The sequence below is a fragment of the Methanocorpusculum sp. GPch4 genome, assembly GCF_012062385.1.
GTDB classification, from domain to species: domain Archaea; phylum Halobacteriota; class Methanomicrobia; order Methanomicrobiales; family Methanocorpusculaceae; genus Methanocorpusculum; species Methanocorpusculum parvum.
In genome coordinates this window covers 30,467-54,173 of record NZ_SIJA01000086.1, presented here as the reverse complement: position 1 = coordinate 54,173, position 23,707 = coordinate 30,467, and the positions used below count along the sequence as shown (strand labels likewise).

Here is a 23,707-nt window from a genome sequence, read left to right as displayed (position 1 = left end):
GTGTGGAAAGAGGGAGGAACGGATGGTCAGGTTTGCCGGGAGAGAGACACTGCGGGCCTTTCTCTCTCTTTTGCGTAAAATAGTAAAATATAATAATTATTATTATAATTAAAGGTATTTTTGGATTTAAAGGATGATATGGGGTTTGTTGTGTTGTCAAACGATTCGACAAGTATCTGACAAGTCGACAAGTAGGTATGTGCGGTCAAACCGGTTGCCTGGTGAAAACTCTATCCGAGATCAAAAAACCGGAGATCACCGTTCAGGCCGTATGATCTCGATACAGCAGCAGTCATATCCTTCTGTCATACACTGGATCTCGGTCACATTGATCTTTTCATTGTAAAACGCGGAAAAGATCGCTTTGAGCATACCGCAGGAGATCGCACAGTTTTTCCCGGAGTCCTTGGGCATGATCATGCATTCATAACAGTGATAGACCTCGATCTGCAGAGGATCCGCGGATCGGACCTTCACCTCCCCAAATCCGTAATGTTTCCAAAACTCGGTGATGTTCGCCAGTGTTTTTTCCAATGTGTCGGCGACCAGATAAACGGCGACCGCCTGCCCCAGGATCTCCCCGCCGCGCATGATCACCGGGTCGATGTTGATGCCCGCTTCACCGAGAGCCACCTTGATTATGTGGGGGAGGATCTCTTTGTAATCGATCTTATCGTATTTTGCATACGCCTGTCTGATGAGTTCGCGAAAATCGGAAGTCCCGTTCTGGGTGCTTGGGGTGATATCCCCGATAAGCGATGCGGTGATCACATAGGTCTTCTTTCGGGCATCCCGCGGATCCGGCACAACTGAGATAAGTTCCCTCATCTCCAGAGAACAGACATACCCGGACACCGTGGATTTTGACAGCCCGGTATACTCCATGATCCGGGAAAAAGAGACCGGCCCCTCCTCTGCAAGCAGGGTGAGGATCTTGTTTCTGATCGGACTGCGTACGGTTATCACCGTACCGTTTTTCGAGTAAATATTCAGGGGTTCTTTGCTGTCCGGTTCTGGCATGGGCTGTCGCTTACTGTATTGTTTTACCCCCCCGTCTTAAGTAGATTGGGAAACCGGCACCTTTGTCCGGGCCGGTATGCGGATCTGTGTTATTCGTCGCTGAAGGGGATCTCCACGGTGGTCAGATCATTTGGCGCGATGATCTCTCCGCTGAAGAACTCTTTTGCGTCCCTGATGTGGCTTGCAGCGGTGATGTAGCGCGAACTGAAATGTACGAGCGCCAGGGTCTTCGGCTTCACAAGAGCCGCCACCTGTCCGGCTTCGCCCGCTGTTGAATGCCAGGCCTCCTTCGCCCGTTCTCTTCCCTCCTCTTCATCGAAGGTCGCTTCATGGATCAGGAGATCCGCATCGCCCAAAAGATCAGGCTGGTTTTTTACCGGCCGTGTGTCTCCGGTGTACACAACTTTTCGACCGCGGCGCCGTTCTCCCATGACCATCTCCGGGGTGATGGTCACCTCCTCACCGTCTTTTTGAATAGTGACCGGCGAACCTCTCTGGAGTTTCCCGAAGAGCGGCCCGGGTTTTACGCCTAAAGCAATAGCGCCTTCCCGGTCGAACCTCCCCGGGCGCATGTCCTCTTCCAGGACATAGCCGACACTTTCCATTCCATGAAATGTTTTGAATGCCGCTACCGAGTAGCCGTCAAAGATCATCACATCCCCGTCGGATACTTCGACGGCCGTAAGCTGAAACGGGATCTTCGGCGTCAGCTGATGGATGATATTCACGAACCAGTCGATACCCCGCGGTCCGTAAAGGGTCAGCGGTTCGGCCCTTCCATTGAATGCCATCGTCTCGATGAGCCCGAATATGCCCAGATAATGGTCGGCGTGCCAGTGGGTTATAAAAACGGCATTTACGGTAAATCCGGTCTTCAGCCGCATCATCTGCTGCTGAGCTCCCTCTCCGCAGTCAAAAAGGAGCGTGTCGGATCCGCGCCTGATCATGATGCAGGAAGGATTTCGAAGCGGCGTCGGGAGAGCCCCCGCAGTTCCGAGAAAATGCACGAAGAGTGTTTCACCGGCCATTTATATCCACTTCCGTAAAAACTCGAGGCTTTTCTTCCCTTCTTTCGGGTTGCGTCCCTCGACGACGATGATCTTTCCCTTATATTCCTTCACGATCCTCGGCATGATCTTATCCCAGTTGATGGTGCCGCTCCCAAGGGAGAGGTGCTCATCGTATTTCCCGTGATTGTCGTGGATGTGGAGATGATGCGCCTTAGGCAGAATGATCTTGCAGAACTCATCCAGGTTCCCTGTCGTGTTGGCGTGGCCGATGTCAAGCACGAGTCCCATCCCGGGCACACCATCGACAAATCCTTCCTGTTCGTAGGGATCCCGGCAGAAGAAGTCATCAAGGTTCGGCATATTTTCAAGACACGCCGTAACGCCGACACGCTCTGCAGTCTCCCCAAGACGGATGCATGCCTTTTTGTGATTGTTCCACGCGGAAGCTCCGTCGAATCTGCTCACAGGGGAGAGATACCCCGGATGGAGAACCACCGTGTCGGTGAGCTGTGCTGCCTGTTCGATGCAGACGGTGAATTGTCGGACGGTCTCCTCCCAGATCGGCATGTTGATGGATGCCGGGTTTAAGTCGCTGAACGGGGCGTGGACCGAGACGTCCAGTCCGGTTTCTTCGAAAACTTTTCTGACTGCAGAGAACGTCTCCGGTTTGTCCAGCCGGTAGTTTCCGTCAGCCGAGATCTCCCATCCGTCGAATCCTACCTCCGCGATCTCCGCGACCCATGACGGATCTTCCCACACCTTTGAGGAGGAGGCAAAGAAGATCTTCACGACAGACCCCCAAGATAACTTCTGATCCGGGAAATGAACTCATCGCGGCTCGATTCGTTTTCGATCCGCATGTCCGCCAGTGATATGGCACGGGCAAGTCCGAATGATTCCTCCCGTTCATCGCGGGAGCGAAGCGTCTCCGGCGTAGCGGTGTCATCGCTCCTTCCTCTGTTCTGCATTCTCAAAAGGCGGGTCTCAAAACCGGCTGTGATCGCGAGAAGCGAAAAGTCGCTGAACACGGATCTGAAGTAGGCAACTTCGGCGTCCCCCCTGATCCCGTCGATAACAACGATAGCTGAACTGAGTTTTCGCACTTCCTCTGCCGTCAGTATTGCCACGGCGTCCATACCGAGTTCGCTGCGGAGTTTCCGTGCGGCCGCTCCGATGTTCTCATCGGTCAACGCGAGCTCTTCCTGTATGACCTTTCTCCTAATCATATCTCCCATAACTATGACCGGTATCCCCAGTTCATCGGCGATCAGTGAGAATTCGCCTTTCCCGCTTGCGGGATATCCGACAACACCGACGACCTTCATTATCTCGAGAGTATGGTTTTTGCTTCGGCGGCGGTCCGTATGCACTCAATGAGGATGCGGCAGCGTTCCGGTTCCGTCTCGGCGGCGGCACGGGTACAGAGCTTGAGGATCAGGTCATCCAAGCCTGTGAGAATATTTTCCGGGGCAGGCGACGTGGTCTGATCCGCGGCGGCATATTTCGGGACGATCATCTGAATCTTTTCTTCAGAAGTATTCTGCGCTGGCGCTTCTTTTGGTGTATTGGCACAAACCACGCACATCTTCTTTCCCTTCACATCAAACAGCGGAGCGTCGCATACGGGGCAGGGTTCCGAGAGCATTTTGGCTCCGTTTAGGAGATACTCCGTCATTATATCCTCGGGTTTTTTTGTCATGGCTGGTTTTCTCGTACTAACAGATTAGTTTTCAGAGTATATAATGTCTCAAGAATAAAGGGAGTCTTTATTTTTGCGGAGGTATAACATGAGTTACAGATTTTGGGGATGGGAGCTAAATATGGCAAATCCGGAAGATATGATCAGGCAGTGCATTATGATGCTGCATGCAATGAGTGAAGATTCAACGATTCCGCGGAATATCCGCCGCGTGGCCGATGAGACGATGAAGGTTCTCCAGGATGAGAAGAAGACGATTGGTCTGAGAGCCGCAAGTGCCCTTTCGATGATCGATGAGGTCAGCAATGACTCAAATATGCCGATCCATGCACGGACACGGATATGGGAGCTTGCATCAACTCTTGAAGCAGTACCCTTTGACTAATCTATTTTTTGTCTGATTGGGTGAACCGGTCCGCAGAGGTGAACCCGGAATTTTTTGCGGTCTGCATGTGTCTGAGGAGTTCGCCTGCTGCATCTGCCGATGAAACGACGGCAAGCAGTTTTGTTTTTGCAAGATCGATTTTGTTTCCGCAAACACAGGTCTTTGTGGCATACGAGAGATCGGCAACCTGCATCCTTCTGCATTTTGTACAGCCCACTATGGCAAATCCGTCTTTGTTTATCATGGTATTCCCATCTTCTGCAATTGTCTATTTTCTTGATTTTTCGGATATTAAAAGGGAATGCTCTGCGGCCAGACATCTCTCAAACCGGCATGTTTATATTTTTACAAATCCTTCTAGTTAAAGCAGTCAATCCCGACTTAACTCAGATGGTAGAGTGCGCGGCTGTAGAAAGAAATTAACGCCTGCGGGCGTACTGCGCGGCTACCGCGATGTCCCCGGTTCGAATCCGGGAGTCGGGACCATTTTCAAGACGCAATCAATGCCCAAGTAGTGTAGTGGCCTATCATGCAGCCCTGTCACGGCTGCGACTCGGATTCGAATTCCGACTTGGGCGCTTCTTCTTTCGTTTTGATTGTGCGGGATTGACGTGCGGCGTGTTGCCCAAGTAGTGTAGTGGCCTATCATGCAGCCCTGTCACGGCTGCGACTCGGATTCGAATTCCGACTTGGGCGTTTTGTTTTTAGCGATTTTTTGTATTACTTTTCCGACCGAACGGTTAAAAAAAAGATGATGGATTTCAGACACGCAGGCTTTTTGCGTTCATCCATCTTACCCGGATCTTTAACTCATCCTCTGGTGCCGGTCCGGCTGCCAACGCATCCGAGTACATGGAGTATGCTTCGGTAAAGTTTTTCAACTGTTCAAAGATGATCCCTTTAAAGAACAGGACGAGTGCGCGGTTTTCCGGTCCGGCAGCAAGACAGGCGTCGTAATATCTGAGTGCATCGTAGAGCAGTCCTTCGCCGCGAAGATTGTTTCCCCGCTCGAACAGTTCCTCTGCGGTTCCCGCGGGTTTTCGCCAGTTCCCGGATTTGTACACTTCGGCAGCATACGGCGGAGCAAAAGCTTTGCCGGACTCTTTTGCGATATGGACTTTTGAAAGCCAGATCTGGGTCAGCATTGCGTCGTCATGCAGAAAACACCACTCCTCCGCACGGTACAGACAGTTGCCCGCCTCCTCGTATTTTTTCTGCTGGGCATATGCCTGGGCGCGAACGACCAGAGATGCCGCATCTGCTTCTCTGATTTTGTCTGCTTCATCCACTGTGAGAAGCGCCTCTTCCGGTTTTTCCGCATACAGCTGTGCCTCGGCCTTGAGGACGAGCAGCATCGAGGCGAGGTCTGAGGCTTTGTCTACATCCGCACCTTTCCATTCTGGCAGGATCCGGATGGCTGTGTCCATACAGTCAGCACACTCAGCATATCGGCCAAGCGCTTTCAATATTGAGGCTTTTCCGACATACGTGAGCGGATCGGCCGGGTCCTCTCCGATCGCCTCGCCGTATTTTGCGAGTGCCTCCTCAAACTTTCCGGAGAGAGCCAGCTCCTCTGCTTTTTCAATAAAATCAGACAACTTCCTTACCATCCCGGTGGACCTTTACTCTCCCCTCTTCTACCGAGAGGGTGAATCCGTGCTCATACAGCCATTCACGGGCATTTCCGTGTCCGTGGATCATCAGTTCGACCAGATCGGCCGGTTCATCCACGTCAGTTGACATCCGCATGGAATCGATGATCTCAACAGTAAGTTCGAGCTCCTCGGCGATCTGAAGATGCCTTCGGAACGAGAATCCATAGTATTCCACATGGAACTTCTCGGGCTTTTTAACAAAGATCACGTTCGTCCCGCCGCCGAGGCCCGGGACGATCGCCATATCAGCTTTGGTGGAGATGACCCGCTGGAGACTGCCCGGAGTCACCATCGGGAGATCCGACATGATGATCAGGGAAGGGCAGTGGAACTGCGGAAGGGCCCAGTTGATCGCTTCATTGAGCCCCTCTTTTCGTACTGCCACGAGGGCATCCCGGCACTCATACTTCGATGTGCAGAGGAGTGTGGCGCTGCATCCTGTTCGTCTGACCGCGAGGATCACATCTTCCAGCATTATCCTCGCAAACTCTTCGCGCTCTTCCTGGGTGAGAATAGACGAAAGCCGCGTCTTCGGGTTGACCGGTTTGAACGGAATCAGGGCGTGGAAGTACATTGTTACTACTAATTGGGGTCTTTTTATGATAGATACTTTTCTCCCTAAGGATGCATCATCTGAAATATTTTAACGATATCGCGGGATGGTCCGACATCATGGACGCGGCAGATATCCGCACCTCCCGTAAGCAGACCATATAATACAGCAAGAGAGCCGTACAGCCGTTCATGCGGCGGTTGATTCAGGCAGTCACCGATGAACGTCTTTCTGGACACGGCGGCGAGAAGAGGAAAACCGTATGTTTTCAGTTCCGAAAATCTCCGGCAAAGTTCCCAGTCCGCTTCGCTCGACCGCTCCGTCACCCACTTCCCCACGCCCGGATCCAGAATGAGCTGATCGATCCCGTAGTTCTCCGCCCGCAGGATGATCTTTTTCAGGGCTTCATGCGTGGAGCTGATGTCGGTTGGGTCTCCGGGGATTTTGTGCGCCGCCATGGCAATCACCGGAAGACCGCTGTCCGCTGCGATCTTTGCATACCGTTCGTTTGCAAGTCCGCCGATATCGTTCACGGCAGATATATCATATCTGAGCGCTGCTTCAAGGACCTCGGGATACATCGTATCAAGAGAAAAGACGGCCCCGGAGTCATCCAGATTCCGCAACGTGCGGATAACGCGTTCCTTTTCCTCGGCTACAGATATGGGGGGCGCGGTAAGAGCTGTGCTTCGCGCCCCTATGTCGATGATGTCGGCGCCTGCCCTGATCATCTCTTCGACACGGGTCGTTACCTGGTCGAGCGGGGTGAATGAGTCTGAGAAAAAGGATTCCGGGCTGATGTTCAGCACACCCATGAGCCGCGGCGGATTGGCACCTCCGATGCCAATCCCTCTAATGCTGACTTCCATTATAAGGTCCGGATCTCAGGATACAGCGGATATTTCAGACAGAGTGCCGTGACTTCAGCTTTGACCGATGCAAGGACCTTCTCATCCCCGATGTGGTTGAGGGCTTTGGCGATCCAGTCTCCTATCTGTTTACACTGATCCTCCTTCATTCCGCGGGTGGTGATGGTCGGGGTTCCGATCCGGATACCCGATGTCTCGAAGGGAGAGAGCGCCTGCCGCGGGATCGTGTTCTTGTTGACGGTGATCCCGGCTTTTCCTAAAGCGACCTCGGCCTGCTGACCTGATATATTGTGGTCGGAGAGGTCGAGCAGACAAAGGTGGTTGTCGGTTCCGCCGGAGACGAGCCGGAAGTTGTTGTCTTCCATGGTCGCGGCGAGTACTTTGCAGTTTTTCACGACCTGTTTTGCATACTCTTTGTAGTCTTCGGTGAGCGCTTCGCGGAAACACACTGCTTTGGCGGCGATAACGTGCATAAGAGGTCCGCCCTGCATGCCTGGAAAGACTGCCTTGTCGATCGAGTTTGCATACTCTTTATTGCACATGATCACGCCTCCGCGTGGTCCCCGGAGGGTTTTATGGGTCGTAGACGTGGTGTATGTGGTGACGCCGACCGGGGAGTTGTGCAGGCCGGTGCAGCAGAGTCCGGAGATGTGGGCGATATCCGCCATGGACCGGGCGCCAACACCCTCCGCGATCTCCGCGAATGCCTTGAAGTCGATCTCACGCGGATATGCCGATGCGCCGCAGACGATGAGGTCGGGGCGGGTCTTTCGTGCGAGTTCCTCAATAACGCCGTAGTCGAGCATTTCAGTGTCAAAATCAACACCGTAAAATGAGATGTCGAAAAATTTGCCGGACATGTTTGCCGGATCGCCGTGGGAAAGATGGCCGCCGTTGTTCAGGCTCTGACTGAGGATCTTGTCTCCCGGTTTCAGACATGAAAGGTAGACGGCTTCGTTTGCCTGACTGCCTGAGTGAGGCTGGACATTTGCGTGTTCTGCGCCGAAAAGTTTGCAGAGCCTGTCGCGTGCCAGGTTTTCGATCTGATCATGAAATTCACAGCCGCCGTAGTAACGTTTTCCCGGATATCCTTCTGCATATTTATTCGTCAGAATTGTACCCATTGCCTCCATTACTTCGCGTGCGACGACATTTTCCGATGCGATAAGTTCAAGCCCCTCAACCTGGCGCTTGTGTTCTTTGTTTATCAGCTGGAAAATTTCCGGGTCAAATAGTGCCAGGGACGACATATTATCTAAATATATAGTTAATAGGAAGTGATAAAGGCGTCTACTCTTTGTCCAATGCGTCTGCCGCGAGACGGATCATTGAGTACATTCCGTCCGGGGTAGGGTGGACTTCCAGCATCGAAGAGAATTCATGGACCGTCACGCCTTTGCGTACCAGATACCCGAGATAGGTCCCGACGATGCTTGTTCCGGGCGCTGAGGTGGCAAATCCCAGTATCTTCCCGTCATCCTTTGATACGGTGAGATGCATCGAGCCGACCGATCCGTCCGCTACATGCCAGAATGATTCGGGTCCGGCGATGTTGGGTGAGGAAAATGTTACGCCTTCCGCGTCTTTTTTCGGAACGCATACTGTATAATCCAGCCCAAGAACGATCGTATAAGGGAACTGCTCAAGGTCCACTCTGCGGGGAAGGCCGAGGATCGAATCCGCAGCCGCAAAACCCTGGAGACGGGCAACCGGGGTAAAATACGGAGCGCCGGTCACATCGCCTGCGGCATATATGCCCTGGATAGAGGTCTCCATTTTTTCGTTTACCTTGATCGAACCGTCAGGATTTTTCGCCATACCGGTGAAAATTGAGGTCTCCGGTCTCATCCCGGTCGCGAAAAGAACGGCATCGAAGGGCATCTTCTCACCGTTTAAGATGACGCCTTCAACCTGATCTTTGCCGGTGATCTGCTCTATTGTCCCGTATTTGATAGTGACATCGGCTAGATCGCGGCGAACTGCCTTCATCATTGCTTCGGAGAGTACCGGCAGGAACACACTCCTGCAGAAGATGGTAACTTCACACCCGAAGGCTCTGAAGATGTAGGCGAACTCGGCGGCGGAGATCCCCCCGCCGATAATTGCGAGCCTTTTTGGAAGCACAGGCATTGTCCGGATCGTTTTTGCCGTGTAGGTTCCGGGAAGATCGTTTCCCGGGATATCTGGAACATGAATGCCTGCCCCGGCGGCGATGATGATGTTTTCTGCTTCGCGCATCTCCCCGTTCACGACCAATTTTCCGTCCCTGATCTCTGCCTCGGCTCCGTATTCGATCACGACCCCGGCCGCTTTTGTCTCCCGCTCAAGGATGAACTCGAGTTTTTTCTGGACCTCTTCAAGTTTTTGGATAACTTCCGGGAACCGGACTGAGGCACTTCCCTCGACGACGCCTGATTTTTTCAAAAAAGATAGGGTATTGATACTGCGGGCGACATCGTTCAGCCCGCAGACGAGCATGCATCCGTCATGGATGCATGTTCCGCCGATCGCCTTCCTTTCAAGAAGGGTGACTTCTTTTCCTGCTCCGGCGAGGCGGAGGGATGCCATCCTCCCGGCAGGTCCTGCGCCGATAACGTAGATCATTTCAGAACACTTCGCAGCCTTCGTCGGATGGAAGGGTAAGTTCCTCACCGGAGTATGCATTCACTTCCACGATGTCTTTCTTTCCTCTGACCTGCCAGACCGGGACGTATACTTTTTTGAAGACCAGTTCGATGTTCTCATCGCTTGGACGGAAGTCTTTCTCCTCGGCAAATATCGCATCGCCGGCGGTTGTTTTGATTCTGACCCGGCGGGTGAGCTTTTTGATCAGATCAGCTTTGACCCGTTCTTTTGCATCGTCCATGCTGGTGACCGGCGCCATGACCTCGGCATCCTGCGGGAGCTCCGCCTCCTGCGGAACGACATCACCAAACTGGCCGGGCAGATCATTGATCGCATTGATCCATCCTGACCCTTCTTCATCAAAAGAGACACTCTTTCCTTTATAGGTCGCTTCTCCGCCGCTTTTATACTGGTAATACCAGTAAGGGATCATACGCAGGACCGTATTTCCCTGCTGGCGGGCAACACGGGCCGCTTCCTGACCGGAGATTCGCAGCGGAAGCACAAGATCATACCCGATCGGCGGCTGACGGATCCCGACATTCGTGTATGCATAACTCGGTCCCCCGACGAGGTCAAACGGCATACTCCAGATTCGTGCAGCTGCCGCATCGCCAATGTATTTGAGCAGTTTCTCCCTCGTCCAGAGGTCCGACTCCTTTGGCTGGAAGTATGAACTCCCGGTAAAAATGATTTTGTCGCAGCGGACTTTGGTTCCGTTGAGTGTTATCGTGTAGGGGGTCATGTCGAAACGCTGAAGAAGACCCGTGTCGTCAGAAGACATGACCAGGATGCATTTTGTATCCCGTACCGCCGAGAGATTGAACGGCCCCTCTTCAATCTCACAGTCATATCCGGCGGTCTCGAGAACACGCCGTATCTCGGTCACCGCATGTGTGTGAATCAGTTCACCCATAATTAGTTACTATTGGTTCTCCATTCTCATAAAATCCAATGTCTCGGCTCTCTCCCCCGTATCATTTCAGGTGGTGAGCAGATTTGCCGCCGGGGCACGTTTGTGCATGGAATATTTGACAAATCCAAGCACCTTCTCCTCAATAGGATTCGCAGGGATGCCGCCGCTCCTTTCCAAAGAGATCAGCGCTGCATCCAGTTCGGCATAGGTCATGCCAAGTTCCCCTTCGTCACTCTGCCCCTCCCAGAATCCTGCGCTGGGAGGCTTGCTGATGATCGAATCAGGGACACCAAGCTCCTTTGCGAGAAGAAACACATCCTTTTTCCAGAGATGGAGGAGCGGCTGGATGTCGGCTGCGGAGTCTCCCCACTTCGTTGAGTATCCGATCATATACTCGGTTTTGTTTGATGTTCCGCAGACAAGGAGACTGCGTGCCGCGGCGATATTATATAATGTGGTCATTCTGAGACGGGCTGCGATGTTCCCCCGCAGAATCGGCGTGTCGGTGATGTGAGGGGCTGCAAGAAATGCTGATCTGACTTCTTCTAAGGGGACTGTGATCAGCTCGACGCCCATGCTCCGGCACAGTTCTTCCGCATCGTCATGATCCGCCGGATCATTGGAAGAGACCGGCATATTCACGCCTAAGACCCGTTCAGGTCCGAGCGCTTTGCAACAGAGCGAGCAGGCGACCGCCGAATCGATCCCGCCGGAAATACCGACAACTATCCCGCGGGCATGTGCTCCCCATACTGTCTGTCTGATGAGATCTTTGATTTTTACGATCTCGCATCCTATACAATCGCAGGTTACTTCGGTCATTCATCCACCTTTTTTAATGCGTCATGAAGATTTTTCAGCGCATAACGTGTTCCCGGATGGTCCGTGGAAAACCCATCCAGGAATTCCGCCACGTCCCCGCTGATCTCCGGCGCAGGTCCCGGATATCCATGCCTCTGTGCATACCAGAACACCTCTTCCGCCGGTATCACCGAGAAGGGAGCGATCCGCCGCCCCTTGTCGGAACCGACCAGCCTGTCCTGGGTCCCGGCGCAGACGGACTCCAGGACATAGAGCGCCGCGTCGTCCAATGTGGCCGGCTCGAGGATCACGTCGGCATCCTTTGGCTCTTTCAAAAAGAGCAGATCGGTCCGGGCCGCAAGCATTTCCGCCAGAAAGATCCGCAGGGCAAAACTGCGAAACGTTTTGTCTTCTTCGACAAAGAGTCGTGTGCCTGAGGGAAACCCTCCCTGATGCCGGATCTCTTTTTTGGCTTTTGCCGCTATGTCGGCAGCAGCGTGATATTCGCAAAGAGAGAGACCCGAGTACGGCTGGATCACGGCCGCTTCTCTGCTGCACCTGCTGCATTTCATACAAGAAGTATGGGCTCTTCAAAGATATGGATATTCCCGACAGAGGAAGGCAAAAATATATCGGAACATACCGTCAAAGAGGTTGGAATGAAACTGTCCTTCATTTTTCTCCTTGCTCTCTGTGTATGTGCAGTGATTTTTACCGCAGGGTGTATCGATTCCGTGACGACATCCAAAACGCCGGTCCCGACTTCGACTGCGCCTTCTGTCTCATATGATCCGGCTGCAGGTAACTGGACGGGTGTATGGAATGATCAGAACGGAACCAAACAAACGACGATTACCTACACGATCACTGTGGAAAATGCGACCGCGGGAAACGTTGCCTATGTGAAAAAGATAAAGGACGGGTTCTCGAGCAGTACTATCGAATACTCGATCTCTGCTGAAATCGTCAAATCAGGAAACGAATATTCCATGGATGCCCAACTTCTTGGCATCTATCTTTTCTCGCTTACGGGAGGTAACTCGGCAACACTGCTGACTCCGGAAGGAGTGACCGTTTCGATGACTAAAGTCTGAGAGAGTTGCTCGGTTCATCTCTCACTTTTTTGAAATAGGACTTACGCGGTGATAGTTTCAAGCCAATTCGGGAAGGGTATGGCTGGGTGTGGAGGCATGAGAAAAACCAACCGCGAATCGGCGCGAATCCGCCCTTCGGGCGAAGCGAATCGGATTTGCTTTTCCTCACTCTCGCCCGTCGTGTCTTTCAGCCACGACGGCTCGTCCCTTCATCGGGACCGTTCGGGCAAATCCTGTCGGCGCCCCAGCGCCTCCCGTGAGAGAGATTTATTGATTAGTCCAATATATGGAAAAAATGGCCTTTTACTAACAATATTGATATGAAATCGAGAGGCAAACTACCATTGGGAGCCGCTGGGGCGGCGACAGGATTTGCCCGAACGGTCCCGATGAGGGATGAGCAAGACAGCGAAGCTGGATTGCGAAAGTGAGGATAAGCAAATCCGATTCTGGGAGCAAGCCAACGGCTTGCGGGATTCGCGCCGATTCGCGGTTGGTTTTTTTCTTATGTCCACATGAATGCCATACACGAAATCGAAGCACATCTTAGAAGTACATCAGTTTTTTCGGTTGAGATCACACCGCGTAAATCCTATTTGAAAAAAAGTGTTTTCAGAGTTTGCGGCAGACCGTCAGGTATCCCGTGTGGGAGACGCGTGTCGACGGTCTCGTGCCCCTTTTACTTCGGGTGAGTTCACGTTCCATGCACTCAAACGTCAGGACCGACTCCTCGCCGAACAGTTCCCGGGCAGTGTCCATCACGCAGAATGTCTGTTCCAGAAACGGCGTATAGGTCGCGAAGTACCCGCCGATCTTCAGGAGCGGGTATACGTGTCTGACATGTTCGGGCTGGATCTGCATATCCAGATGGATGATATCGTAGGGTCCGTCCGTGACCTCCAGAACATCACAGGCCCGGCACTCGACGTTGTCGAGCCCGGCGTCCCGGATGTTTCCCTCCGCTATTTTGGAGAACTCGGGCCGTGCTTCGCAGGTGACGACCGAGCCGGCGCATCCGCCGAAGAAGATGGCCGCGATCCCCGATCCGGTTCCGGCATCCAGCACGCGGTCACGCCGGCACATTCCCGTGTAGGCCATGACCATGCCGATGTCTTTTGGCATCATGGGGGCTCCCGTCCGTTTTCCGTGCGAGAAAAAGTCTGTTGCTTTCGGGACGAAGACGTGGAACGTTTTTCCGAGATGGGTCAGGACGGCAGCTCCATCCTCCAGTCCCGCGACCTCCGCAAGATCGATCATGCCAAGATCCGTCGAGAGTTTTCCCTCGCCGGCCTTCACATAATACTCGCGTCCGTGTCCGCGGACGATGACTCTGTTTGGTCCGATCATACCGCGGTAAGTTTTAAAATTGCCTCGGCAATATCCCCTTTGCACTCGGTGAGAGCGGCGCGGGCTGCGTCCGGCGAGACGGAAGTTTGTGAAGCAACCAGCTCGACATCCGACTCGGGGATCTCGACTGCGGCTTCTTCGAAGTGGACCTCGCCCGTAAGCTGATATGAGGTCTGACCCTGCATCGTGATGCCGACGACCTCGGCATTCAGAAAGACATAATTTCCGGACGCTGTGTAGACCACAACTTTCGAGACATCGGCGATCTCGTCCATCTTCATACCCATCTTCTTCATCGCTGCTTTCATCTGTTTGGGATTTACTCCTGGCATCATTTTTTGTTCCTTCCTTGTCTAACTTTTACTGCTGTTCCGTAATTAAATCCGATCATTTCGCTTCCGGAGAGTACTGCCATCCCGGTGGCGATCAGATTGTCCGATTCATCGACGACAAACACTTCGTCTTCTGCGTGAATATTTGGATCACTCGATATTACGTGTTTTGCCATCGCATTTTTGCCGTCGGCCACGAAAGGTACCGCCTCTTCCATGATCACGACCCGGTTTGCCGGAGCCGGCAGAAATGCATGCAGAGCCTGTGCTCCGGGATAGCCGAGCGTGAACCGCCCGTCATTCGCCCGGACAGTGACCAGCCGTTCTTTGGCCAGGCTCACGTACCGTACCCGCTTTGTGGTCGAGTATGAAAACGTGACCTGGTCGGGAAAGAGCGCTTCTCCTGCCCCCCGCCCGAACTGGAAGTCAGCGATCCTTCTGACCCGCTGCAAACTGCCCTTTGACAAGCTCGTTAACTCTTCTGGTGAAATCATGCTCGCATCCTTTGGGGATATATGCGCCGGCTGCAATATTATGCCCTCCGCCTGCTCCCCCTGATTCGACGGCGGCCGTGACCAGAACTTCCTGCAGATCGACCCCGCGGCGCAGAACTTTTTCATAGGTCCGCATCGAGACTTTGATGAGATCGGGTTCGTCAGAGACGCTGCACATTACGAGGATTGGCTTATTGGTGTCGAGTTTTGAGAGAGCCATGCCTGCTCCGATCCCGGCGATCGTATCCGGATACTTATCTCCGGTATGGATCGCCTGGATCGATCCGAGATCTTCCACGCCCGTTTCGATGATGTACTCGCAGAGTTCGCGGATGATGGATCGGTGATGTCTGAGCATATGCTCGGCCTCACGGTACTTCTGCCCCCGGTCGCCGAAACAGACAGCCTCGCCGATCTTCGGCTTGGCCCATCTGCCGCAGGCATTCAGCATCGTGGCATACTCAGACGCATTCCTCAGCGGCGTTTTTTCCATCTCATCAGGGAAGAAGTAATGTTCGGCAATAAACCCGTCTGATGACTCGCCGTTGGCAATGATCTGCTCTGCAAGAACGCTGGCAAGTCTTTTTTCCTCTTCGGAAGAGAGTTCTTCCCAAACCCTCTGGTCAGACGGTGACTGGTAGATCCCGATCCGGCAGAGCAGCGCGGCTGCTTCTGCAGGTTTTCCTGAGATGCCGGGTATCTGCGGATCGTCAGCATTCGAGAGACAGATGTGAAGCGGTCTTGTTGAGAGGCCATAACAGTTTATCCCGCGCCTGATCCGGATATGCCCGCTGTCAGCTCCGTCCTCTGCTATCCATCTGGCAACACCAACCAGTCCGTGATTTTCCCGCGCCATCATATCGCCGACGTTTCCAACGACGGAAAGTTTTGCCAGATCAGTATTTGCCGGGTCGAGCTTTCTTGCGACCAAATAAGCAATGCCTGCGGCGCTGCATTTTACGTAATCCTCCCCATAAAACTGGGAGTTCACCTGAAAGTATTCTGTGCCGCCGGGTGCCGGCTGACTTATGTGGTGGTCAAGGATGAGGACACTGTCTGCCGTGATGCCTGCTTCTTCCAGAAGATTCTGCTGACCCCCGCCAAGATCGGTGAAGATCTTCAGCGTGTCGTCATCCGGGATATGCTTCATGGTCATCGGCTCGAGCTGGCGGACAAAGACCGGGTTTACCGGGATCCCCAGCCGGGTGACGGCCTGCGAGATGATCGCTTCGCTGGAGATTCCGTCGGCATCTATGTGCGAGATGAGGGTGGCGGCGTCAGCTTCCAGAATTATCTTTGCGGCGCGGCTGACATCTTCAACGAATCCCATTCCTTATCTGTTGGGATGTATGTGGGGAAAAATCATTACCAGTGCAGACACACACTAACATATATGCGGGATCTGATTCAGTTCGGTCTCTCCGGCGTTATTTCACCGGAGACGATGCGTGTCATTGATAAAAACGCGGATGATTACGGCATCTCCGCGGCCGAGCGCATGGAGAGCGCGGGATCCGTACTCGCCGCCGCCGTCCGATCCGAATCTCCTGCATCCGTTCTGATCCTCTGCGGAACAGGAAACAACGGAGGAGACGGATTTGTGTGCGTCCGTCATCTGGCAAAGGAGTATTCGGTAAAGGTGGTCTTCACCGGAAAGCCGAAGACGCCGGAGGCAGGGGCGGCGTTTTTTGCACTGGAAGGGTGCCCGGCGGAACTTTCTTCCACCTGGCAGCCTGAGGATTTCTCCGCCGATGTGATCGTGGACGCCCTGCTTGGTACCGGTGCATCCCTCCCGCTCAGAGAGCCGTATGCCTCCCTTGTGGATCTGATGAACGCGGCAAAGGGCCGGGTTCTTGCCTGCGATATGCCGACTCCCGGGGCAAGGGCGGACCGGGTTATCGCATTTCATCTTGCAAAGACAAAAGGCGCCGAGGCATACAGTATCGGGATCCCGTTCGGCGCAGAGATTTTCTGCGGGAAAGGGGATCTTCTTTCAGTCCCAAAAAAGCCGTCCGGGGCGCACAAGGGATGGGCAGGCAATGTGCTGGTGATCGGCGGGGGGCCGTATCAGGGCGCGCCGTTCCTTGCAGGCTGCGCCGCTCTCCGCTCGGGCGCGGATGTCGTCCGCGTAGCGGCCCCCGTTGACGGATTCATGCCGGATCTGATCCTTGAGAGACTGCCGGGAAACAAAGTGGGCAAAGAGCATCTGGACCGGCTGCTTGCATTAGCAGAGAACGCGGATGTGGTGATCGCCGGCCCTGGTCTTGGTGCCGATCCGGAAAGTCTCGAGGTGGCTTCGCAGGTGGTCTCCGCCGCGAAACGTGCCGTGGTGGACGCCGATCTCCTGCGTAATCCTCTGCCGAAAGCACGGGAGCAGACGATCTACACGCCGCATGCAGGCGAGTTTGCCAGGGTCTTCTGTCCGGTCCCGGAGAAGCTCAGTGATAGGGGGGTCGTCGTACGGGAAGCGGCGAAACGTGCCGGCGGGACAGTCATTCTAAAAGGGGCGATCGATGTGATCTCGGACGGCGCCCGGGTGAAGTTCAACCGGTCCGGCGCCCCGGGTATGACCACGGGGGGCACCGGCGATGTTCTCTCAGGCGTATGCGGCGGACTTCTTTCACGAATGAATGCCTTTGAGGCCGCCTGCGCCGCGGTGTATGCCGCGGGATTGGCCGGGGAACTGGCTGATGAAGACACCGGGGACGGTTTAATCGCAAGCGATTTACTCAGGCACCTTGCATACATAGTGTATAAGGAGAAATGAAATGCCGGTTTTTACTCATCTGAATGAAAATAATGAAGTCCACATGGTGGATGTGACGCCAAAACCCGATGTTTCACGTGAAGCTACCGCAAAGGGACGGATCTATCTGCGGCCTGAAACGCTCGCGGCCATCGCCGAAGGCCGGGTCCTGAAAGGAAATGTGCTTGCAACTGCCCAAGTGGCGGGAACGCTCGCGGTAAAACAGACATGGGCACTCATCCCGATGTGCCACCCCCTTCCGGTTGGCGGGGTGACGATCTGGTTTGAACAGACGGACGAGTACATCGAGGCGTTCTGCCGGGTAAAAACCTACGGGAAGACCGGTATCGAAATGGAGGCCCTGACCGGAGTCTCACTCGCACTTCTGACGATCTGGGATATGGTCAAGTCCGCGGAAAAGGACGAGGCCGGTCAGTATCCGGTGACCCGGATCGACGGGATCTCCGTCATAGAGAAGAAAAAGGGCGTTCCGCAGTAAAGGCTCCTTAGGTCATCACGGAGTATTTATACAACGTAGCCCCAATAATATACAGTTTACAGCTAGCCGCATCCAGTGCGGTCTGTATATCACAGGAATGTAGCCTATACGGCTGAACCTGAGGTGAAACCAACACATGTCGAAATCAATGTATGGATATGTCCGTGACGCGTGGAAAAAGCCCGCAGAGTCCGGAGTAAAGAAACTCCTCTGGGAGAGAATGCAGACCTGGCGCCGTCAGGGCGCCGTTGTCAGGCTTGAGCGCCCGACCCGTATCGACAGAGCGCGGGAGCTCGGCTACAAAGCAAAGCAGGGCATCATCGTTGTTCGCGCATCCATCCGCCGCGGTGGCCGCAGAAAATCGAGATATATCCGCGGACGCAGAACCAACCGTATGGGAATGCGCAAAGCAACCCCGGGCAAGAACCTGCAGTCGATCGCAGAAGAGCGCGCCGCAACCCGCTACCCGAACATGGAAGTTCTGAACTCCTACTGGGTAGGCCAGGACGGAAAGAGCAAGTATTACGAGATCATCCTTGTTGACAGAAACAGCCCGTCTGTTCTCGCCGACAAGAACCTCGCATGGGTTGCCGAAACCCGCGGACGTGTGTTCCGTGGTAAGACTTCCGCCGGAAGAAAGGCACGCGGACTCCATAACCGCGGAACCGGAACTGAAAAGTGCCGGCCCAGCATTACTTCCCACAGGAACCAGGGTAAATAACCCTGTTCTCATTTTTTTCTCATTATGATAACAGACGCATGCGTGTATGCGAATAACTCATCACACACAACGCTTCGTCGTTTTGCCCTGAGTGCCGCATCCTGCGGTTTTTCCCGGATCATCGCCTGCGATCCTGCCGAGGATATCTCCGAGTATGCCGGCGTTTCTATTCTGAAAGGCAGACTGATCGGCAAACTGAGCGGAAAGGCATTCTTCGACGCGGTCAAAAAGACCCCTGCCGGCACGGTCGTCTTCGTGCAGGTCGGAGAAAACAGTTTCAACCGCACGGCCGTCACCACGAAAGGAGTACATCTTCTGACCGGCATCTCTGACCTTCCGAAAGGCGGATTCGATCACATCGTTTCGAAGATTGCGGCACAGCAGAACACCGGCGTCGTTCTTGACTTCTCACGGATCATCGATCCGAAAACACGGCGGACTGCTCTTTCCCGGTATGACGAGATACTTACTTTCCAGCGGAAGTATCATTTCCCGCTTTTGATCGCAAGCGGCGCATCCGAGTGTCTCGGACAGCGGAATATCACCGAGATCATCGCACTCGCCGACCTCTTCGGGATGACAGAACAGGAAGTCAGATCTGCTCTCGACTCACTCGACGGCATTCTTTCTCCGAAAAAGACCGTCGAGGTCGTGGAGGAGAGATCATGAGCGTCCTTCCGCCGACACTTCGTGAGAACCGGCGTTACGTCCTGTTTCGGATCATCACGCCCGTGAATCCGACCCAGAAGGAGGTGTACCGATCCATGGCTGAATCGGTAACTGCACTTTTCGGCGATGCGGGGGCGGCAAAAATGCATCCCGCTGTCGTCTGGTCCGAAGGTGAATATGCGATCGCCCGATGTACCCGCGGATATGAAAAGTCCCTCATCGCAGCTTTGGCCGTTGTCACGAAAGTCTGCGGTGAGCCGGCGGCATTCAGATCGGTCGCAACCTCCGGGACCATCCTTTCTTTGAAAAAAAAGGTGGTCCACGAGGCGGCAGATGATGCCGCGTATCCGGGATATCTGTGCGCAGGTAAGAAGGTTAATAATCTTTCAAAAGAGAATGGGCATAGATATCTAACTAGAGATGATATAATTAAGGAGTAACAATGCAGCCACAACAATATCAAATGGGCGGATACGATCGTGCCATCACGATGTTTTCCCCCGATGGACGTCTGTATCAGGTAGAATATGCCCGTGAAGCGGTCAAAAGGGGAACGACCGCTGTCGGCATAAAATGCAAGACGGGAGTTGTACTTCTCGTTGACAAACGGGTGAACTCCCGTCTCCTGGAGCCCTCCTCGATCGAGAAGATCTTCCGGATCGATGAACACATCGGCGTCGCCTCCTCGGGTCTCGTCGGAGATGCACGGATACTCGTTGACCGTGCACGGATAGAATCCCAGATCAATCGGGTCAGTTACGGCGAACCGATCGATGTGGAGACTCTGGCAAAGAAACTCTGCGATCACATGCAGAGCTACACGCTGTTCGGCGGGGCACGGCCTTACGGAACGGCGCTTCTGATCGCCGGGGCCGAGTCGTCGCCGACCGGGCAGAAGTATCATCTCTTCGAGACCGACCCGTCCGGAACGCTTCTCGAATACTCCGCAACCGGTATCGGTATCGGCAGACCGGCTGTCATCAAACTCTTTGAACAGGAGTACAAAGAGACTTGTACTGCCGAAGAAGCAGTTCTGCTCGGCCTCAAGGCTTTGCACACCGCCACTGAAGGCAAGTTCGATATGAACACCGTCGAGATCGGCATTGCCGGTGAGTATTCCAAGAAGCACTCTTCCAAAAAGGAGACTGAGACCGCAAACGGAGCAAAAATATCGACACTCTCGTTCAGAAAACTGAATGCAGATGAAGTAAAGGCAGCTGTTGCCAAATTTTCCAAGACGACTCCTGCGAAAAAGGAGTGAGCTGATCTATGATTTCCCTTGATGATGCAGTAACCGCCCGTCTGGAAACACACGGACTGAAGTTTGAACTGTTGGTCGATCCAGAACTTGCCGACAAAATGCGGCACGGGGCGGATCTCGACATTGAAGATGTTGTTGCAGCGATGTATGTGTATGAGAACGCCTCGCGCGGAGACAAGTCTCCGGATGAGGATATCCTGAAGGTGTTCAAGACCACTGATTTTCGGGAAGTCGCCAAACACATCATTCTCAAAGGTGAAATCCATCTCACGACCGAGCAGCGGCGTCATCTGATCGAAGAAAAACGCAGACGCGTGATCGCGTTCATCGCACGAAACGCTGTCAATCCGCAGACCGGCCTTCCCCACCCGGTCATGCGGATCGAGATGGCTCTGGAACAGGTCAGGGTAAACTACGATCCGTTCAAATCTGTAGATGATCTGGTCAAGGAGACCGTCAAAGCTTTGCGTCCGATCCTGCCGATAAGGTTTGAGGAGCGGCGCATCGCCGCCAAGTTCCCGATGGACTTTGCGGCCAAAGCCTATGCTTCCATCTCGAGCGCGGCCTATGTGACCATGGATAAAAACGAATGGCAAAGCGACGGATCATGGATCTGCGTCGTAACGATTCCTGCCGGCATGCAGGAGGAGTTCTTCAATCTGGCAAATGCCGCAGCGAAAGGCGATGCACAGCTGAAGATTCTTGAGTAACGCATACTATTAAAACAACTGAGAACGAATATTACTAGATATTTCTGGAGGAATAAAAAATGGCATCCAAGAGTAAACATGTTGCAAAAGGACGCGTAACCGGCAGTGCCGGCCGCTTTGGTCCGAGATACGGCCGTTTCTGCCGTAAGATGGTCAATGAGAGCGAGAAGATTTCCCGCGCGAAACACCTGTGTCCGATGTGCGACACGATCGCAGTAAAGCGTGTCGGCACCGGTATCTGGGAGTGCAAGAAATGCGGATACAAATACGCAGGCGGCGCCTACGTTCCGCAGACCCCGGGCCTTAAGGTTGTTCTTCGCGCCATCGAGACGAAAGGAGTATAACCCAATGGTTGCTTACAAGTGCGCCCGCTGTAAACAGCTGGTAGAAATCGGTACGAACATCCGCTGTCCCTACTGCGGTCACCGTATCCTTTTCAAGGCCCGCGGTGCCGGCACGAAAGAACTGAAAGCCAGATGACGATCGTAACTTCATCGCGCAAACCAGCACCGGAGGTCCGGAAACTGGCAAAAGAAATCGCTTTTGCTCTGGACTTCCCGTTTGTCCAGCGGGGAAAAGCAGGCATTCATGATATAGGGGGAGAAGACCCCCGTGTTATTTTCCTGTCAGGCTCGAAACGGCAGGGTCCGGTGTTCGATTTGATGGTGAATGATTCCCTGGTTTTTTCCATGCTGATCAGCAACGTAAAAGAGTCCGAACGAACCGGTCCGTTTACCAAAGGATTTCTCACCCGGGAAAAGGAGCTGTTCGATTATCTCTCGCCGCATGTTCCCATCACCTATGATGAGAATGCTGACGGTCCTATCGTTTTTTGCGGCACACAGAAAAGACAGTATGTCCTGCAGGTTATGGTATGAACCACGCCGCCCGTTTTGTCTTTGAAACCAGGTTTGCAGAAAAACTGTATGAAGTTCTCGCCCCGGAGATCGCAAGTGATCCGGGAGAAAAATCCAACGTGCGGCTCACCCGCAGCGAATCATCCGTGTTCCTCTCTGTAGAGGCGGAAGATGCTGCAGCTCTTCGGGCATCCCTCAATATGTGGCTGCGGTTGGTTAATGTATCCCATGAAGTATTGGAGTTGTAAAAAATGACAGCACCCCAGCAGGCGGCGGGTATCCCGCCGCAGATTCAGCAGCAGCTTGGAATGTTCCAGCAGATCCAGCAGCAGCTTCAGCAGGTATCGTCCCAGAAAATGCAGTATGAGATGACGCTGCGTGAAACGAAACGCGCCCTTGAAGAGATCGAGTCGGCAGCGGAAGACGCAGTAATGTATTCGGCAGTAGGTTCGATTCTGATCCAGAAACAAAAACCGGCCGTCAAAGCGGAACTCGAAGAGAAGGTCGACTCCCTTGAACTCCGCATCAGCTCACTGGACAAACAGGAAAAGGCAATGACCACGAAAGCGGGCCAGCTCCAAAAGCAGATCCAGGAAGCCATCAGCGGCGGCGTCCCGGCTGCCCAGTAACTTTTTTTTCTAAAAAATTATTTGCCGAGACTGAGGAAGAGATCCTCTTCGGCGGAGATCGTTTCGATTTTACAATTTTCGCATCTGACATACGGGTATCCGCGTACAAGCACAACCGGGACCCCTTCTGAAGACTCGCCCATAAGAAGTTCGGCGGTCGAAGCAAGAGAGTCGGCTATCGCCCTCCGGGTGACCTGCAGTTTGTTTCCATACAGGTCTGGTTTACCCCGTTCGTCGGTGATCGGCAGGATCCCCGAACAGCCGATAGCGACTCCCGACACCCCAAGACGCATCGAATGGGTCCGGGAGTCGATGATGATGACGGCGGCATCCTTTCCGGTGCGCTCCATTATTCCTTTTCTCAGCCGTCCGGCACTGGCTTCCGGATCGGCCGGCAGACGGGTGACCCACCCGTTTGGCGCGTTCGACTCGTCCACGCCGGCATTTGGGAGGATCAGATTCCATTTTCCGGCAAGCAGATATCCCGGAATGCCGCCGACGATCGTATCGCTCTCCATCAAAACGACCTCGGCAACCCGGGGGTCGAGATGATACTTCTCTGAAAGTCTGTATGCCTCGGCGGACGGGGTGATGTCATCGAGCCTGACATTCCGACCTTCGGTCGTGGAAAGCGGCGACTCGGCAAACAAAAGGATGTCGCCGTCTTCTATCGTCTTTGCCTCGGTGTTTTTGAGGGCGGAGATGACCCGGTCAAGTATATCGTCACCGGATACAAGCAGCCCGGTGGTGATTCCGTATACAGAGAAGAAACCCGACATGTGGGGAAACATATGCTCTGCACTCATATCAGCTTT

33 protein-coding genes and 3 tRNA genes are annotated in these 23,707 nt (G+C 53.7%); 17 read left to right on the top strand and 19 right to left on the bottom strand.

Going from position 1 to position 23,707, the window contains the following annotated elements; genetic code table 11:
• Positions 1-255: 255 nt before the first annotated feature.
• From EYA77_RS09460 to EYA77_RS09440, 5 genes are all read right to left on the bottom strand, one after another.
• Entirely contained in the window at positions 256-1,020 is a 765-nt protein-coding gene (locus tag EYA77_RS09460) for a V4R domain-containing protein (RefSeq protein WP_042698834.1), read from the bottom strand.
• 89 nt (positions 1,021-1,109) lie between these two features.
• A complete protein-coding gene (gene rnz / locus EYA77_RS09455) occupies positions 1,110-2,048 on the bottom strand; it encodes a ribonuclease Z (RefSeq protein ID WP_042698832.1) in 939 nt (312 codons plus the stop codon).
• The gene (locus EYA77_RS09450) at positions 2,049-2,819 is read right to left on the bottom strand and encodes a sugar phosphate isomerase/epimerase family protein (protein WP_167816540.1); all 771 of its coding nucleotides are present in this window, start codon (positions 2,817-2,819) and stop codon (positions 2,049-2,051) included.
• Positions 2,816-3,355: an AAA family ATPase gene (locus EYA77_RS09445; RefSeq protein ID WP_042698828.1), complete on the bottom strand. Its 540-nt coding sequence runs from the start codon at positions 3,353-3,355 to the stop codon at positions 2,816-2,818. The genes EYA77_RS09450 and EYA77_RS09445 overlap by 4 nt, the downstream gene beginning before the upstream one ends.
• Positions 3,355-3,729 carry an Sjogren's syndrome/scleroderma autoantigen 1 family protein gene (locus EYA77_RS09440; protein ID WP_167816539.1) on the bottom strand — a complete coding sequence of 125 codons (375 nt, stop codon included), beginning with the start codon at positions 3,727-3,729 and terminating at the stop codon, positions 3,355-3,357. The genes EYA77_RS09445 and EYA77_RS09440 overlap by 1 nt, the downstream gene beginning before the upstream one ends.
• A gap of 121 nt (positions 3,730-3,850) precedes the next feature.
• Here EYA77_RS09440 and EYA77_RS09435 point away from each other — a divergent pair, with 121 nt between their 5' ends.
• On the top strand, positions 3,851-4,114 hold the full coding sequence (locus EYA77_RS09435; protein WP_042698825.1) for a UPF0147 family protein: 264 nt from the start codon (positions 3,851-3,853) through the stop codon (positions 4,112-4,114).
• A gap of 1 nt (position 4,115) precedes the next feature.
• Here EYA77_RS09435 and EYA77_RS09430 read toward each other — a convergent pair whose 3' ends face one another.
• Positions 4,116-4,358, bottom strand: a complete 243-nt coding sequence (locus EYA77_RS09430; protein WP_167816538.1) for a DUF1922 domain-containing protein — start codon at positions 4,356-4,358, stop codon at positions 4,116-4,118.
• Between the two features lie 131 nt (positions 4,359-4,489).
• Between EYA77_RS09430 and EYA77_RS09425 the strand changes: the two genes are divergently transcribed.
• From EYA77_RS09425 to EYA77_RS09415, 3 genes are all read left to right on the top strand, one after another.
• Positions 4,490-4,600: transfer RNA gene (locus EYA77_RS09425), tRNA-Tyr, on the top strand.
• Between the two features lie 19 nt (positions 4,601-4,619).
• Positions 4,620-4,692, top strand: a tRNA-Asp gene (locus EYA77_RS09420).
• A 45-nt stretch (positions 4,693-4,737) separates the two neighbouring features.
• Positions 4,738-4,810, top strand: a tRNA-Asp gene (locus EYA77_RS09415).
• A gap of 65 nt (positions 4,811-4,875) precedes the next feature.
• On the opposite strand, the gene EYA77_RS09410 is transcribed toward EYA77_RS09415, so the two are convergent.
• The 8 genes from EYA77_RS09410 to EYA77_RS09375 form a co-directional block, all read right to left on the bottom strand.
• Positions 4,876-5,712, bottom strand: a complete 837-nt coding sequence (locus EYA77_RS09410) for a tetratricopeptide repeat protein (protein ID WP_167816537.1) — start codon at positions 5,710-5,712, stop codon at positions 4,876-4,878.
• Complete coding sequence (cofC, locus tag EYA77_RS09405; protein WP_095642630.1) at positions 5,705-6,343, bottom strand: 2-phospho-L-lactate guanylyltransferase; 639 nt, start codon at positions 6,341-6,343, stop codon at positions 5,705-5,707. Before cofC ends, EYA77_RS09410 begins: the two co-directional genes overlap by 8 nt.
• Positions 6,344-6,387: 44 nt before the next feature.
• On the bottom strand, positions 6,388-7,191 hold the full coding sequence (gene folP, locus EYA77_RS09400; protein ID WP_042698814.1) for a dihydropteroate synthase: 804 nt from the start codon (positions 7,189-7,191) through the stop codon (positions 6,388-6,390).
• On the bottom strand, positions 7,191-8,441 hold the full coding sequence (gene glyA / locus EYA77_RS09395; protein ID WP_042698811.1) for a serine hydroxymethyltransferase: 1,251 nt from the start codon (positions 8,439-8,441) through the stop codon (positions 7,191-7,193). Before glyA ends, folP begins: the two co-directional genes overlap by 1 nt.
• A 40-nt stretch (positions 8,442-8,481) precedes the next feature.
• Positions 8,482-9,795 (bottom strand): NAD(P)/FAD-dependent oxidoreductase, encoded by a 1,314-nt coding sequence (locus EYA77_RS09390; RefSeq protein WP_167816536.1) that lies wholly within the window; start codon positions 9,793-9,795, stop codon positions 8,482-8,484.
• Between the two features lies 1 nt (position 9,796).
• The gene (locus EYA77_RS09385; RefSeq protein ID WP_095642632.1) at positions 9,797-10,732 is read right to left on the bottom strand and encodes a hypothetical protein; all 936 of its coding nucleotides are present in this window, start codon (positions 10,730-10,732) and stop codon (positions 9,797-9,799) included.
• A gap of 66 nt (positions 10,733-10,798) precedes the next feature.
• Positions 10,799-11,554: an NAD(+) synthase gene (nadE, locus tag EYA77_RS09380; RefSeq protein ID WP_167816535.1), complete on the bottom strand. Its 756-nt coding sequence runs from the start codon at positions 11,552-11,554 to the stop codon at positions 10,799-10,801.
• Complete coding sequence (locus tag EYA77_RS09375) at positions 11,551-12,105, bottom strand: hypothetical protein (RefSeq protein ID WP_167816534.1); 555 nt, start codon at positions 12,103-12,105, stop codon at positions 11,551-11,553. The genes nadE and EYA77_RS09375 overlap by 4 nt, the downstream gene beginning before the upstream one ends.
• 87 nt (positions 12,106-12,192) lie before the next feature.
• Between EYA77_RS09375 and EYA77_RS09370 the strand changes: the two genes are divergently transcribed.
• Complete coding sequence (locus tag EYA77_RS09370) at positions 12,193-12,627, top strand: hypothetical protein (protein ID WP_167816533.1); 435 nt, start codon at positions 12,193-12,195, stop codon at positions 12,625-12,627.
• A gap of 612 nt (positions 12,628-13,239) precedes the next feature.
• Here the strand turns inward: EYA77_RS09370 and EYA77_RS09365 are convergent.
• Genes EYA77_RS09365 through EYA77_RS09350 form a run of 4 tightly spaced genes read right to left on the bottom strand, consistent with a single transcriptional unit; the run spans position 13,240 to position 16,130 of the window.
• A complete protein-coding gene (locus EYA77_RS09365; RefSeq protein WP_167816532.1) occupies positions 13,240-13,974 on the bottom strand; it encodes a protein-L-isoaspartate carboxylmethyltransferase in 735 nt (244 codons plus the stop codon).
• A complete protein-coding gene (locus EYA77_RS09360; protein WP_167816531.1) occupies positions 13,971-14,309 on the bottom strand; it encodes a nascent polypeptide-associated complex protein in 339 nt (112 codons plus the stop codon). Before EYA77_RS09360 ends, EYA77_RS09365 begins: the two co-directional genes overlap by 4 nt.
• Positions 14,306-14,800 carry a PUA domain-containing protein gene (locus EYA77_RS09355; RefSeq protein WP_095642636.1) on the bottom strand — a complete coding sequence of 165 codons (495 nt, stop codon included), beginning with the start codon at positions 14,798-14,800 and terminating at the stop codon, positions 14,306-14,308. The genes EYA77_RS09360 and EYA77_RS09355 overlap by 4 nt, the downstream gene beginning before the upstream one ends.
• Entirely contained in the window at positions 14,733-16,130 is a 1,398-nt protein-coding gene (locus EYA77_RS09350) for a DHH family phosphoesterase (protein WP_167816530.1), read from the bottom strand. Before EYA77_RS09350 ends, EYA77_RS09355 begins: the two co-directional genes overlap by 68 nt.
• A 63-nt stretch (positions 16,131-16,193) precedes the next feature.
• Between EYA77_RS09350 and EYA77_RS09345 the strand changes: the two genes are divergently transcribed.
• The 12 genes from EYA77_RS09345 (at position 16,194) to EYA77_RS09290 (ending at position 22,892) form a co-directional block, all read left to right on the top strand.
• A complete protein-coding gene (locus tag EYA77_RS09345) occupies positions 16,194-17,567 on the top strand; it encodes an NAD(P)H-hydrate dehydratase (protein WP_167816529.1) in 1,374 nt (457 codons plus the stop codon).
• Between the two features lies 1 nt (position 17,568).
• The gene (gene moaC / locus EYA77_RS09340; RefSeq protein WP_167816528.1) at positions 17,569-18,045 is read left to right on the top strand and encodes a cyclic pyranopterin monophosphate synthase MoaC; all 477 of its coding nucleotides are present in this window, start codon (positions 17,569-17,571) and stop codon (positions 18,043-18,045) included.
• A gap of 136 nt (positions 18,046-18,181) precedes the next feature.
• Positions 18,182-18,766 (top strand): 50S ribosomal protein L15e, encoded by a 585-nt coding sequence (locus tag EYA77_RS09335; protein WP_042698778.1) that lies wholly within the window; start codon positions 18,182-18,184, stop codon positions 18,764-18,766.
• Between the two features lie 24 nt (positions 18,767-18,790).
• A complete protein-coding gene (locus tag EYA77_RS09330) occupies positions 18,791-19,435 on the top strand; it encodes an RNase P subunit p30 family protein (RefSeq protein ID WP_167816527.1) in 645 nt (214 codons plus the stop codon).
• Positions 19,432-19,875, top strand: a complete 444-nt coding sequence (locus EYA77_RS09325) for an Rpp14/Pop5 family protein (protein WP_095642640.1) — start codon at positions 19,432-19,434, stop codon at positions 19,873-19,875. Before EYA77_RS09330 ends, EYA77_RS09325 begins: the two co-directional genes overlap by 4 nt.
• A 2-nt stretch (positions 19,876-19,877) precedes the next feature.
• Positions 19,878-20,696, top strand: a complete 819-nt coding sequence (gene psmA, locus EYA77_RS09320; protein WP_042698771.1) for an archaeal proteasome endopeptidase complex subunit alpha — start codon at positions 19,878-19,880, stop codon at positions 20,694-20,696.
• Between the two features lie 8 nt (positions 20,697-20,704).
• Complete coding sequence (locus EYA77_RS09315) at positions 20,705-21,406, top strand: ribosome assembly factor SBDS (RefSeq protein ID WP_042698768.1); 702 nt, start codon at positions 20,705-20,707, stop codon at positions 21,404-21,406.
• A 59-nt stretch (positions 21,407-21,465) separates the two neighbouring features.
• Positions 21,466-21,750, top strand: a complete 285-nt coding sequence (locus EYA77_RS09310; RefSeq protein ID WP_042698765.1) for a 50S ribosomal protein L37ae — start codon at positions 21,466-21,468, stop codon at positions 21,748-21,750.
• 4 nt (positions 21,751-21,754) lie between these two features.
• Positions 21,755-21,886, top strand: a complete 132-nt coding sequence (locus EYA77_RS09305) for a DNA-directed RNA polymerase subunit P (protein WP_011833307.1) — start codon at positions 21,755-21,757, stop codon at positions 21,884-21,886.
• Complete coding sequence (locus EYA77_RS09300) at positions 21,883-22,284, top strand: hypothetical protein (protein ID WP_042698762.1); 402 nt, start codon at positions 21,883-21,885, stop codon at positions 22,282-22,284. The genes EYA77_RS09305 and EYA77_RS09300 overlap by 4 nt, the downstream gene beginning before the upstream one ends.
• The gene (locus EYA77_RS09295) at positions 22,281-22,511 is read left to right on the top strand and encodes a KEOPS complex subunit Pcc1 (RefSeq protein ID WP_042698759.1); all 231 of its coding nucleotides are present in this window, start codon (positions 22,281-22,283) and stop codon (positions 22,509-22,511) included. Before EYA77_RS09300 ends, EYA77_RS09295 begins: the two co-directional genes overlap by 4 nt.
• Before the next feature lie 3 nt (positions 22,512-22,514).
• A complete protein-coding gene (locus tag EYA77_RS09290) occupies positions 22,515-22,892 on the top strand; it encodes a prefoldin subunit beta (RefSeq protein ID WP_042698756.1) in 378 nt (125 codons plus the stop codon).
• 17 nt (positions 22,893-22,909) lie between these two features.
• On the opposite strand, the gene cofE is transcribed toward EYA77_RS09290, so the two are convergent.
• Positions 22,910-23,698, bottom strand: coding sequence for a coenzyme F420-0:L-glutamate ligase (gene cofE / locus EYA77_RS09285; protein WP_245241245.1), 789 nt, complete (start codon positions 23,696-23,698; stop codon positions 22,910-22,912).
• Between the last annotated feature and the right edge of the window lie 9 nt (positions 23,699-23,707).

Bases quoted from the DNA above. Each gene is read 5' to 3' on its own strand.
- EYA77_RS09430 (WP_167816538.1), bottom strand. From the start codon at position 4,358: ATGATAAACAAAGACGGATTTGCCATAGTGGGCTGTACAAAATGCAGA.
- nadE (WP_167816535.1), bottom strand. From the start codon at position 11,554: ATGACCGAAGTAACCTGCGATTGTATAGGATGCGAGATCGTAAAAATC.
- EYA77_RS09290 (WP_042698756.1), top strand. From the start codon at position 22,515: ATGACAGCACCCCAGCAGGCGGCGGGTATCCCGCCGCAGATTCAGCAG.
- psmA (WP_042698771.1), top strand. From the start codon at position 19,878: ATGCAGCCACAACAATATCAAATGGGCGGATACGATCGTGCCATCACG.
- EYA77_RS09330 (WP_167816527.1), top strand. From the start codon at position 18,791: ATGATAACAGACGCATGCGTGTATGCGAATAACTCATCACACACAACG.
- EYA77_RS09345 (WP_167816529.1), top strand. From the start codon at position 16,194: ATGCGGGATCTGATTCAGTTCGGTCTCTCCGGCGTTATTTCACCGGAG.
- EYA77_RS09310 (WP_042698765.1), top strand. From the start codon at position 21,466: ATGGCATCCAAGAGTAAACATGTTGCAAAAGGACGCGTAACCGGCAGT.
- EYA77_RS09370 (WP_167816533.1), top strand. From the start codon at position 12,193: ATGAAACTGTCCTTCATTTTTCTCCTTGCTCTCTGTGTATGTGCAGTG.
- EYA77_RS09440 (WP_167816539.1), bottom strand. From the start codon at position 3,729: ATGACAAAAAAACCCGAGGATATAATGACGGAGTATCTCCTAAACGGA.
- EYA77_RS09435 (WP_042698825.1), top strand. From the start codon at position 3,851: ATGGCAAATCCGGAAGATATGATCAGGCAGTGCATTATGATGCTGCAT.
- folP (WP_042698814.1), bottom strand. From the start codon at position 7,191: ATGGAAGTCAGCATTAGAGGGATTGGCATCGGAGGTGCCAATCCGCCG.
- EYA77_RS09300 (WP_042698762.1), top strand. From the start codon at position 21,883: ATGACGATCGTAACTTCATCGCGCAAACCAGCACCGGAGGTCCGGAAA.
- EYA77_RS09315 (WP_042698768.1), top strand. From the start codon at position 20,705: ATGATTTCCCTTGATGATGCAGTAACCGCCCGTCTGGAAACACACGGA.
- cofC (WP_095642630.1), bottom strand. From the start codon at position 6,343: ATGTACTTCCACGCCCTGATTCCGTTCAAACCGGTCAACCCGAAGACG.
- EYA77_RS09375 (WP_167816534.1), bottom strand. From the start codon at position 12,105: ATGAAATGCAGCAGGTGCAGCAGAGAAGCGGCCGTGATCCAGCCGTAC.
- EYA77_RS09385 (WP_095642632.1), bottom strand. From the start codon at position 10,732: ATGGGTGAACTGATTCACACACATGCGGTGACCGAGATACGGCGTGTT.
- EYA77_RS09460 (WP_042698834.1), bottom strand. From the start codon at position 1,020: ATGCCAGAACCGGACAGCAAAGAACCCCTGAATATTTACTCGAAAAAC.
- EYA77_RS09365 (WP_167816532.1), bottom strand. From the start codon at position 13,974: ATGATCGGACCAAACAGAGTCATCGTCCGCGGACACGGACGCGAGTAT.
- EYA77_RS09305 (WP_011833307.1), top strand. From the start codon at position 21,755: ATGGTTGCTTACAAGTGCGCCCGCTGTAAACAGCTGGTAGAAATCGGT.
- EYA77_RS09355 (WP_095642636.1), bottom strand. From the start codon at position 14,800: ATGATTTCACCAGAAGAGTTAACGAGCTTGTCAAAGGGCAGTTTGCAG.
- EYA77_RS09335 (WP_042698778.1), top strand. From the start codon at position 18,182: ATGTCGAAATCAATGTATGGATATGTCCGTGACGCGTGGAAAAAGCCC.
- cofE (WP_245241245.1), bottom strand. From the start codon at position 23,698: ATGAGTGCAGAGCATATGTTTCCCCACATGTCGGGTTTCTTCTCTGTA.
- EYA77_RS09350 (WP_167816530.1), bottom strand. From the start codon at position 16,130: ATGGGATTCGTTGAAGATGTCAGCCGCGCCGCAAAGATAATTCTGGAA.
- EYA77_RS09390 (WP_167816536.1), bottom strand. From the start codon at position 9,795: ATGATCTACGTTATCGGCGCAGGACCTGCCGGGAGGATGGCATCCCTC.
- EYA77_RS09295 (WP_042698759.1), top strand. From the start codon at position 22,281: ATGAACCACGCCGCCCGTTTTGTCTTTGAAACCAGGTTTGCAGAAAAA.
- EYA77_RS09360 (WP_167816531.1), bottom strand. From the start codon at position 14,309: ATGATGCCAGGAGTAAATCCCAAACAGATGAAAGCAGCGATGAAGAAG.
- rnz (WP_042698832.1), bottom strand. From the start codon at position 2,048: ATGGCCGGTGAAACACTCTTCGTGCATTTTCTCGGAACTGCGGGGGCT.
- EYA77_RS09325 (WP_095642640.1), top strand. From the start codon at position 19,432: ATGAGCGTCCTTCCGCCGACACTTCGTGAGAACCGGCGTTACGTCCTG.
- moaC (WP_167816528.1), top strand. From the start codon at position 17,569: ATGCCGGTTTTTACTCATCTGAATGAAAATAATGAAGTCCACATGGTG.
- glyA (WP_042698811.1), bottom strand. From the start codon at position 8,441: ATGTCGTCCCTGGCACTATTTGACCCGGAAATTTTCCAGCTGATAAAC.
- EYA77_RS09445 (WP_042698828.1), bottom strand. From the start codon at position 3,355: ATGAAGGTCGTCGGTGTTGTCGGATATCCCGCAAGCGGGAAAGGCGAA.